12 protein-coding genes are annotated in these 8,848 nt (G+C 69.4%); all 12 read right to left on the bottom strand.

What is annotated here, in order from left to right:
• Positions 1–219: 219 nt before the first annotated feature.
• A complete protein-coding gene (locus tag ACFWPJ_RS16770; RefSeq protein WP_378852256.1) occupies positions 220–651 on the bottom strand; it encodes a rhodanese-like domain-containing protein in 432 nt (143 codons plus the stop codon).
• The gene (locus ACFWPJ_RS16765) at positions 651–1,247 is read right to left on the bottom strand and encodes a cysteine dioxygenase (RefSeq protein WP_378852254.1); all 597 of its coding nucleotides are present in this window, start codon (positions 1,245–1,247) and stop codon (positions 651–653) included. The genes ACFWPJ_RS16770 and ACFWPJ_RS16765 overlap by 1 nt, the downstream gene beginning before the upstream one ends.
• 162 nt (positions 1,248–1,409) lie before the next feature.
• Entirely contained in the window at positions 1,410–2,192 is a 783-nt protein-coding gene (locus ACFWPJ_RS16760) for a type III pantothenate kinase (RefSeq protein WP_378852252.1), read from the bottom strand.
• Between the two features lie 19 nt (positions 2,193–2,211).
• Positions 2,212–2,631, bottom strand: coding sequence for an aspartate 1-decarboxylase (panD, locus tag ACFWPJ_RS16755; RefSeq protein WP_110041391.1), 420 nt, complete (start codon positions 2,629–2,631; stop codon positions 2,212–2,214).
• A gap of 14 nt (positions 2,632–2,645) precedes the next feature.
• On the bottom strand, positions 2,646–3,602 hold the full coding sequence (gene panC, locus ACFWPJ_RS16750) for a pantoate--beta-alanine ligase (RefSeq protein ID WP_378852250.1): 957 nt from the start codon (positions 3,600–3,602) through the stop codon (positions 2,646–2,648).
• On the bottom strand, positions 3,602–4,555 hold the full coding sequence (locus ACFWPJ_RS16745; protein ID WP_378852248.1) for a Rossmann-like and DUF2520 domain-containing protein: 954 nt from the start codon (positions 4,553–4,555) through the stop codon (positions 3,602–3,604). Before ACFWPJ_RS16745 ends, panC begins: the two co-directional genes overlap by 1 nt.
• Positions 4,556–4,795: 240 nt before the next feature.
• Positions 4,796–5,932: a DUF6779 domain-containing protein gene (locus tag ACFWPJ_RS16740; RefSeq protein ID WP_378852246.1), complete on the bottom strand. Its 1,137-nt coding sequence runs from the start codon at positions 5,930–5,932 to the stop codon at positions 4,796–4,798.
• Positions 5,933–6,000: 68 nt separating this feature from the next.
• Positions 6,001–6,474 (bottom strand): DUF3180 domain-containing protein, encoded by a 474-nt coding sequence (locus tag ACFWPJ_RS16735; protein WP_378852244.1) that lies wholly within the window; start codon positions 6,472–6,474, stop codon positions 6,001–6,003.
• Positions 6,468–7,001 (bottom strand): 2-amino-4-hydroxy-6-hydroxymethyldihydropteridine diphosphokinase, encoded by a 534-nt coding sequence (gene folK / locus ACFWPJ_RS16730; protein ID WP_378852242.1) that lies wholly within the window; start codon positions 6,999–7,001, stop codon positions 6,468–6,470. Before folK ends, ACFWPJ_RS16735 begins: the two co-directional genes overlap by 7 nt.
• Positions 6,998–7,420, bottom strand: coding sequence for a dihydroneopterin aldolase (folB, locus tag ACFWPJ_RS16725; RefSeq protein ID WP_378852240.1), 423 nt, complete (start codon positions 7,418–7,420; stop codon positions 6,998–7,000). The genes folK and folB overlap by 4 nt, the downstream gene beginning before the upstream one ends.
• Positions 7,417–8,286, bottom strand: a complete 870-nt coding sequence (gene folP / locus ACFWPJ_RS16720) for a dihydropteroate synthase (RefSeq protein WP_378852238.1) — start codon at positions 8,284–8,286, stop codon at positions 7,417–7,419. Before folP ends, folB begins: the two co-directional genes overlap by 4 nt.
• Positions 8,283–8,848 (bottom strand): GTP cyclohydrolase I FolE (gene folE / locus ACFWPJ_RS16715; protein ID WP_378852236.1); only part of this gene is annotated, 566 nt, incomplete at its 5' end. The genes folE and folP, both read right to left, overlap by 4 nt.

The following is an 8,848-nucleotide window of genomic DNA, read 5'->3' as shown; positions in this document are numbered from 1 at the left end:
TTCCGCATCCCCTGAATTCAGCGTGCCGTCCGCAAGGTTTTCCGGCAGATCTCGGTATCAACTCATGCACGCGGCAGGTGGGAGGTGGTCGGGGAGTTACCCATGTCCTCACTAGATCAGTGAGCAACTTTCGATTATTCAGCGCACCACTACGGCTGGTTGGGCAGCGTGGTTGGGCACTCCTTGATCAGTGAGGAAGCTCACGAATCACGTGTTCATTCATAGTGCGGCAAGCGATTTCACCTCGCGGGCGAAGTGCGGGGCGCCGACCGCGACGGTCAACAGGCCGGCCGACTTCAGCGCCTGATACCCGCCGATCAGGTCGGTCGCCCGGTGCAAACCCAACTGCTGCAACGAGGCCGCGGCCAAACTCGAGGTGTAGCCCTCCGAGCAGAAGATGATCCATTCCACGTCGTGGTCGGCGGCCAGTGCCAAACGGGCCGACGACGTCGGATCGAGGCGCCATTCCAGGACATTGCGTTCGATGACCAGCGCGCCGGGCAGCGAACCCTCACTGACACGCTGCGCGGCCGGGCGGATGTCGACCAGAATCGCGCCCCTGGCCAATGCCGACGGCAGGTCGTAGACGTAGAGCCTGCGTAGGTCGGCGCGGGCGTTCTCGAGCATCTGATCAATCGTCAAACGACTCATCACAGGTCACCTTCGGGCTGGTCGGTGAGGACGGTTTTGGTTCGCCGCAAGGTGCCGTGACCGGTCACCTCGTAATAGGACATCGCCGACAACGGCGGGGAATAGGCGTGCACGCTCAGCGTGGGATCGAGCGGGCCGACGGATTCGGCGGCGGCGGGCGCGCGCACCACATCGTGGACCCAGCCGATCGGGAACGAGGCCTGATCGCCGGCGGCGAGCGTGCGCCTGCGCAACTCCGAACCATTCCAGCGGAATTCCGAGAGCGCGCCGCTGAGCACGGTGAGCGCGCCGAGGGAACCGGCGTGATCGTGCAATTCGGTGGATTTTCCGGGCGTCCAGCTGATCAGCCAGACATCGACCTCGTCGTCGGCGATCAGCCGGGTCGCCCAGCGCTGTTCCGCCGGCCAGACGCCGTCGGCGGGCAGCAGGTGGTCGTAGCGGCCGGCGAGGACGTCTTCGGCGCCTTCGTCGGTGAGTCGCAGCAGGTCAGCGGGCCGTAATCGGGTCGGCAACGCCGAAGCCACCGCCCGGTCGAGCGGGGGTGTCGCCGAATAGCCGTCGCGCGCGGACGAAAGGGAAAGGACAGAAGAACGCATGAGCGAATCTCCAGGAGGTGTGAATCGGTCGAGGGGAAAACGTCAGCCTCGAACGGTCGAGGCAGGTCAGCCTCGACAACACTCCTGGGTGCTCACACGGAAGAACATGAGCGAGAGTTTAGCAGTTGACGCGCGCTTCGGCGAAAATGACCTGCACCACAGTCACTTCTTGTTGCGCTCGTAGACGTGGCGCAGGCCCGTCAGCGTCAGATGCGGTTCGTGCTGATCGATGGTCTCCGATTCCGGGACGATCAGCGGCGCGCCCGCACCGGTGGCGACGACGGTGACATCGGTGCCGGAGAACGCGTCGAACTCGTCGCGAATCCGGTCGATCAGCCCGTCGACCAGGCCGGCGAAACCGAACACGGCGCCGGACTGCATGCACTCCATGCTGTTCTTGCCGAGCACCGAGCGCGGGCGGGTGAGCTCGACGCGGCGCAGCGCGCTGCGCTCGACCAGCGCCTCCGTGGAGATCTCCACGCCGGGCGCGATCACGCCGCCGAGGAACTCGCCCTTGGCCGAGACCAGGTCGACGCAGATCGCGGTGCCGAAATCGACAACGATCGCGGGACCGCCGAAGTGACGGAACGCGGCAAGGCAGTTGACGATGCGGTCGGCGCCGACTTCCTTCGGGTTGTCCACCAGCAGCGGGATACCGGTCCGCACACCGGGTTCCACCAGCACGTGCGGCACATGCGCCCAGTAGCGCGCGAGCATCGTGCGCAGCTCGCGCAGCACCGGCGGCACCGTCGACAACGCCGAGACGCCGACCACCTGGTCGATCTCGTCACCGACCAGGCCACGCACCTGCATGGCGAACTCGTCGGCGGTGAGCAGCGGATTGGTGTGGATACGCCAGTGCCGCACCAGTTTCGCGTGCTCGCCGCTGCCGGTGAACAGGCCGAGTTCGATTCCGGTGTTGCGGACGTCGATCGTCAGCAGCATCGCAGTCCCCCCGCCGCGTTCAGGCGAACGACAGGGAGCGCGGGGAGGTCAGGCCGGAACCCTCGGGCGCGTGCGCCGGGTCCGAACCGAGCTCGACGGGGCGGTTGCGGTCGTCGACGAAGACCACCTTGGGGTCGTAGTCGCGCAGTTCCTGCTCGTCCATCTGGCCGTAGGCGATGAGGATGACCAGGTCGCCGGGGTGCACGAGATGGGCGGCGGCGCCGTTGATCCCGATCACGCCCGAACCGCGCTCACCCGCGATCACGTAGGTCTCGAGGCGGGCGCCGTTGTCGATGTCGACGATGCAGACCTGCTCGCCCTCGAGCAGATCGGCGGCGTCGAGCAGATCCTGGTCGACGGTCACCGAACCCACATAGTGCAGGTCGGCATGGGTCACCGTGGCACGGTGGATCTTCGACTTCATCATGGTGCGCAACATCGTCGTCGCCTTTCTCAGTGCGCCTGCGAGGCAGGCAGGGAGTTCGCGTCGGGGTGCCCGTCGAGCTGGGCGCCGAGGACAATCGGGGCATTGTCGATCAGGCGGGTCTCGCCGACCTTGGCCGCGACGAGGAGCCGGGCATTGCCCGCGGTGGGTGCGGGGCCCAGGTTGCTGTCACGCAGTTCGAGGTAGTCGATCTGGATGCCGTCGACCGCGTCGAGCACGCCGCGCGCCGCCCGCACGACCGCGTCGGGGCCGAGACCGGCGGCGTGCCTGCCCGCGGCCAGCGCGGCCGACAGGCCCAGCGCCGCTTCCCGCTGGGCGGCGTCGAGGTAGCGGTTGCGCGAGGACAGGGCAAGACCGTCGGGCTCGCGGACCGTCGGGTAGGCGACGATCTTGACGTCCATGTTCAGGTCGCGGACCATCTGCCGGATCAGCGTGAGCTGCTGGTAGTCCTTCTCGCCGAAGTACGCCTCGGAGGCGTGCGCGATATTGAGCAGCTTCGCGACGACGGTGAGCATGCCGGCGAAATGCGTCGGCCTGCTGCCACCCTCGAGCTCGGCGCCGAGCGGACCGGGCAGCACGGTGGTGCGCGGGCCGTCGGGGTACATGTCGGAGACGGTCGGCGCGAATACCAGGTCGACGCCCTCGTGCCGGAGCAGTTCGAGATCGGCGTCCAGGGTGCGCGGGTAGGCGTCGAGATCCTCGTTGGCGCCGAACTGCAGCGGGTTGACGAAGATCGAGACGACCACGACCTGATTGGTCAGCTTGGCCTGGCGGATCAGCTGCAGATGGCCCTCGTGCAGCGCGCCCATCGTCGGCACGAAACCGACCGTGCGACCGGCGCCGCGCAGCGCCTTGGTCACCGTGTCGAGCACCTCGGGATCGTGGTGGACGGTCAGCACGCCGGGCTTGTACGCGCCGGTCGCCCGCGGGCCGCCCTGGTGGTGGTGCACTTCTCTGGGTTCCATCAGTGGCCTTCCTTGGCGAGCAGGTCCAGCAGGGCCGGATTGGTCTTGGCGAGTTCGGCGGTGCGCAGCGACATCGCGCGGTAGGACGCGGCCAGGCGCTTGTCCAGCGACTCCAGTGCGGTCAGATGCGCGGCGACCGCGTCGACGTCACCGCGGGCCACCGGGCCGGTCAGCGCTGCGCCGCCGCGGCGCAGCGCGTTGTCGAGCGCGGCCGAGACGAGCGGGGCGAGCAGACGTTCGGGCAGGCCGTTGGGCTGGTCGTCGATCACCGGCTGACCGAGCAGGCCGGGGCCCGCCAGGGCGGCACGCAGCGCGGTGACCGCGTCGACGATGACCGTGACCAGGTGATTCGCGCCGTGGGCGAGGGCGGCGTGGTACAGCGTGCGCTGATCCTCGGGCACCTTGACCGGTTCGCCACCCATCTCGATGACCAGCGCCTGGCCGATCGCGTACCCGACCTCGTCGGCGGCGGTGATGCCGAAGCAGGCGTTGGCGAGACGGTCGATGTCCTCGTCGTGGCCGGTGAAGGTCATCGCGGGGTGGATGGCGAGGCCGAGCGCGCCCTGCTCGGTCAGCGGCGCGAGCACGCCGACACCGTTCGCGCCGGAGGTGTGCACCACGATCGTGCCGGGGCGGACGACGTTCGCGCTCGCCAGGCCACGGACCAGGCCGGCCAGCTCGGCGTCGGGGACCGCGAGCAGCAACAGTTCACTGCGCTGGGCGATCTGCTCGACCGGCAGGATCTGGGAGTCGGGCAGCCGCGTCCGCGCCCGGTGCACCGAGGCATCGGAGATCGCGGCGACACCGAACACCACGTGACCGGCTCGCTCGAGCGCGACACCCAGAGCCGAACCCACCCGTCCCGCCGAGACGATTCCCACCGTCAGTCGTGCGGGCGCAGGGTCGACACCCACGTTCGCGCCATCGGAATTGACACTTCTCGAGGTCAACATTGTCCTCTCGATTTGCGTTCCAGTCCCGCAGTGCGGGTACCGGACGTTACCGATCGAGGATAGCTTGTTCCGCCTCCCCGCGACTCTTGGCCAGACTCAGATACGGGGTTGCCTTGCGTTGGCGGACGGCGGTGACAGCGTCGGGTCACGGTTGCCCGTACCCGACGAGTTACCCATGTACATCACGAAATCACTGGTCACCGCACTGATCCGGCATGGGCCGCGCCGCTCGACCGAGTTTCACGAACGAGTGCTGGACTCCGACTCGAGGTTCGCCATGATATCGGCCACAGAAAGGCGAGGGGCCCCTTCTTCCTCAGCGCGACGGCGGCGACGGGAGCTGGTGCCGACGGCCGGGGCGGGGTTGGATGCAGGCTTGGGTGTGGCCGGGGCCTTAGTTGCGCCGTTGGAGGGCTCGGACAGGGTGGCGGGGGCGGTGGGCGCGGGTTCCGGGGTGACATCAGCAGATGGCTCGGCGGTGCCGTTGCCGACGGGTTCCGGAGTGACGGTCTGGGCGGGCGCGCCGTCGTTGGTGGCGGGCTCCGGGGCGGATGCGCCGTCGGTGGCGGGGGCGGCCGTCGCGCCCAAGTCGTCGATCTTCCTGGTGTGCGGGGCCGACAGGCGCGGCGGCGGGGTCTTCCCGTTGGCCGGCGCCGGCTCGGCGGGTTGCGCGGCGGCGGCTTCGGCCTGCTGGGCTTCGGCGTAGTCGTCGAGCTGGACCGCGGACGTTTCGGCGGTGACCGGGTCGTCGTAGGGGTCGGCGAAATTGGCCGAGACCGGTTGCATGAAGACCGGTTTCAGTGCGCTGGGGGGTTGCTGCCAAGGGCCGAACCAGGCGGCGTTGGCATCCACTGGGCTATCGGCGAAATCGTGGTCGGCGTCGTCGAAGGCGTCGAACCCGCCGGCGGGCAGGGCGTCGATGCGGACCGCGTCGGCCTGCAGGGCCAGCTGCTCGTCGGGGAGCGCGCCATCGAACAGGACCTGCAGGTTCTGGCGCAGCAGGGTGAGTTCGGCACGCAGGGCGGCGATCTCGGAGGCGTCGGCGCCGACTTCGGCGCGCACCCGCGCCTCGATGCCCATCTCGTACTCACGGCGCGCGTTGATCTCACGTTCGAGCTGCAACTCGTACACCGTCTGGAGGTCGCGCACCTTGGCCTTGTCGACCGCGGAATCTTTGCGATACCGGGTGGCCGCGAGCGCGCCGATCACGGCCGCCCACAACGCCGCTACCAGGCCTACTCGTACATAGTGGACGTTCTCGCTGAAGATCAGGAAAACACTTGCCGTCAGACCGAGCAGGATGAGCACGCCGATGAAGAGCTTTCCCGCGTCGTCCCGCCGTCGACGGGGCGGAGTGCTACGGGAGGGTGAAACCATGTGGGCCAGGGTAGCCGGAATATGCTGGTCGGCCCACCAAACCGCGCGGTGATTCCATTCGCAAATTGCTAGGTGGTAGCGGGTTCTTCGGGCGGTTCCTCCGGCGCCCGGCAGCAGTACTCCAGCCACAAAGCCGCAGCAACCAGGGCGGAACCAGCCAGCACACCGACCACGGCGCCCGGCGAATCCGCCGCGGCCGCCGTCACGGTGCCGCGCTGTGGGAATACCCACAGCAGGAATCCCAGCCACACACCCGCCGCCAGCGAACCGACCTGCAGCGAGGCCTTCGCCAGGGCGACCGCGCGCGCCACATTGATCGGATGCAGTTCGTTGGGCCCGTCGCCGATCTTCTCGTCGGCGATCTTGGCCTTGATGACATAGCCGAGCGCCGCCTCGATCGCGGCGACCGGCAGCAGCGAGGCGCCCGCCGCCACCGAGATCGACGGGAAGGTCGAATACGCGAAACGCGTGGCGACCCAGGCGATCGCCGCGGCGACCACCACGTTCAGCGCGAGATCGAGGACCCGGGTCGGTTTCAGCACGGGCGCTCGTCCCGCAATACGAGATCGGTGCGCACCACGCCTGCGCGCTCGGCCGGGTCGAGACCGGCGAGCAATTCGGCGATCGGCACGTCGGCGCCGTCGAGCCGCAGTTGCGCCGACGGGTCGACGTCGAGCCACGGGACCAGGACGAAGGCCCGGTTGTGCGCCTGGGGATGGGGCAGGATCAGCGCGGGATCGGCGGCGCGGGCAATGGCGGCGCCGGTGGCGTCGGTGCATGTCACCACGTCGACATCGAGTGTGCGCGCACCCCACCGCACCTCGCGGACCCGGCCCGCCGCCTGCTCCAGCTCCTGGCCGACGCGCAGCCAGGCGTAGTCGTCGAAGGCCGGATCCTCGGCCACGACAACGGCATTGAGATAGTCGTCCTGGTCGACGCCGCCCCACGGGGCGGTCGTGTAGACCGGCGAGACCGCGAGCACCCGCTCGCCCAGCGCGTCGACCACACGGCGCAGGTGCGCGAGCCGGTCGCCCAGGTTCGAGCCGATCGACAGGACGGCGCGCGTCATCGGCGCGGCCCCGGGTCCACCGTGCGGTAGCGGGTGGCCACCACGCGGACGTCGGCGAAGGTGTGCGGGATCGGCGCCGACGGCTTGTGCACGACCACCTCGACCGCCTCGATCCGCGGGTCGGTCATCACGTCGTCGGCGATCTCGGAGACCACCGTCTCGATCAGATCGCGCGGCGGACCGGCCACAATGCGCACCGCGCGCTCGGCCAGGGCGCCGTAGTCCACGGTGTCGGCCAGGTCGTCGGAGGCGGCGGCCGCGGCGAAATCGACCCACACCGTCAGGTCGACGACGAACTCCTGGCCGTCGCGGCGCTCGAAGTCGAACACGCCGTGCCTGCCGAACACGCGCAGCCCGCGCAGTTCGATCCGCGAGGTCGCGGACCGGCCGGCGGGCGGGGGCAGCAGCGGTGAGCTCATCGGGTGACTCCTCGGGCGGCGGTGGCTCGGCGCCACGCGTCGACGACGGCGATCGCGTCCAGGGAGGCACGCACGTCGTGCACCCGGACACCCCACGCACCTTGGCTGGCGGCGATCGCCGAGACCGCGGCGGTGGCTGTCTCCCTGCCGTCCGGCGGACGCGGGCCGGACTCGTCGGCCAGCAGTGCGCCGAGGAAACGTTTCCTCGAGGCGCCGATCAGGATCGGCAGACCGCCCGCGACCAGTTCCGGCAGCGCGCCTAGCAGTTCCCAGTTGTGCTCGGCGTTCTTGGCGAAGCCGAGGCCGGGATCGAGAATAAGCCGGTCCTGGTCGACTCCGGCGGCGACGGCCAGGTCGACCTGTGCGGCGAGTTCGGCGCGCACCTCGGCGACGACGTCGTCGTAGTGGTCGGCCGGGCCGGTGTGCCGGTAGTCGGCGCCCGCCCGCCAGTGCATGAGGATCCAGGGCACACCGGACTCGGCGACGACCTTCACCATGTTCGGGTCGGCGCGACCGCCGGAGACGTCGTTGATCACCGAGACACCGGCGCCCAGCGCCGCCTCGGCGACCTCGGCGCGCATGGTGTCGACACTGGTCGGCACTCCGGCGGCGACCAGTCCGCGGATCACCGGGGTGACCCGGGCCGCCTCGGTGGCCGGGTCGACCCGATCGGCACCCGGCCTGGTCGACTCACCGCCGACATCGACGATGTCGGCGCCCGCCTCGTAGAGCGCGATACCGTGCGCGATCGCGAGCTCGGGGTCGAGATAGCGACCACCGTCGGAGAACGAATCCCCGGTCACGTTCACCACACCCATGACCACACACGAGCGGCCGTTGCGCGCGGTCACGAGGGGCTCGCTCATTTGCGCAGGATCAGGTCCAGCGCCTCGGCTCGCGAGGCGGCATTGGTCTGCAACAGGCCGCGCACCGCCGAGGTGGTTGTGCTCGCGCCGGGCTTGCGGATGCCGCGCATCGCCATGCACAGATGCTCGGCCTCGATCACCACGATCGCGCCGCGCGGGTCGAGCCTGCGCATCACCGCGTCGGCGATCTGGCTGGTCAGCCGCTCCTGCACCTGCGGACGCTTGGCGTAGAGGTCGACGACGCGGGCCAGCTTGGACAGCCCGGTCACCCGGCCGTGCGTGCCGGGGATGTACCCGACATGCGCGACGCCGTGGAACGACACCAGGTGGTGCTCGCAGGTGGAGTACATCGGGATGTCGCGGACAAGTACGAGTTCCTGATGGCCCTCGTCGAAGGTCGTCGCCAGCACCTCGTCGGGCTCGGTGTAGAGCCCGGCGAACATCTCCCGGTAGGCGCGGGCCACCCGGGCGGGGGTGTCGAGCAGACCGGGACGGTCGGGGTCCTGGCCGCCCCGGCGCGGCACTTCTCGGGTGCGGCGCTCGGCGCGGGCGGGGGGGGATC

This window comes from Nocardia sp. NPDC058497 (assembly GCF_042720195.1).
In the GTDB taxonomy this organism is placed as follows: domain Bacteria; phylum Actinomycetota; class Actinomycetes; order Mycobacteriales; family Mycobacteriaceae; genus Nocardia.
Note: the sequence above shows the minus strand (reverse complement) of the source record. Positions and strands in the feature narration are given on the sequence as shown.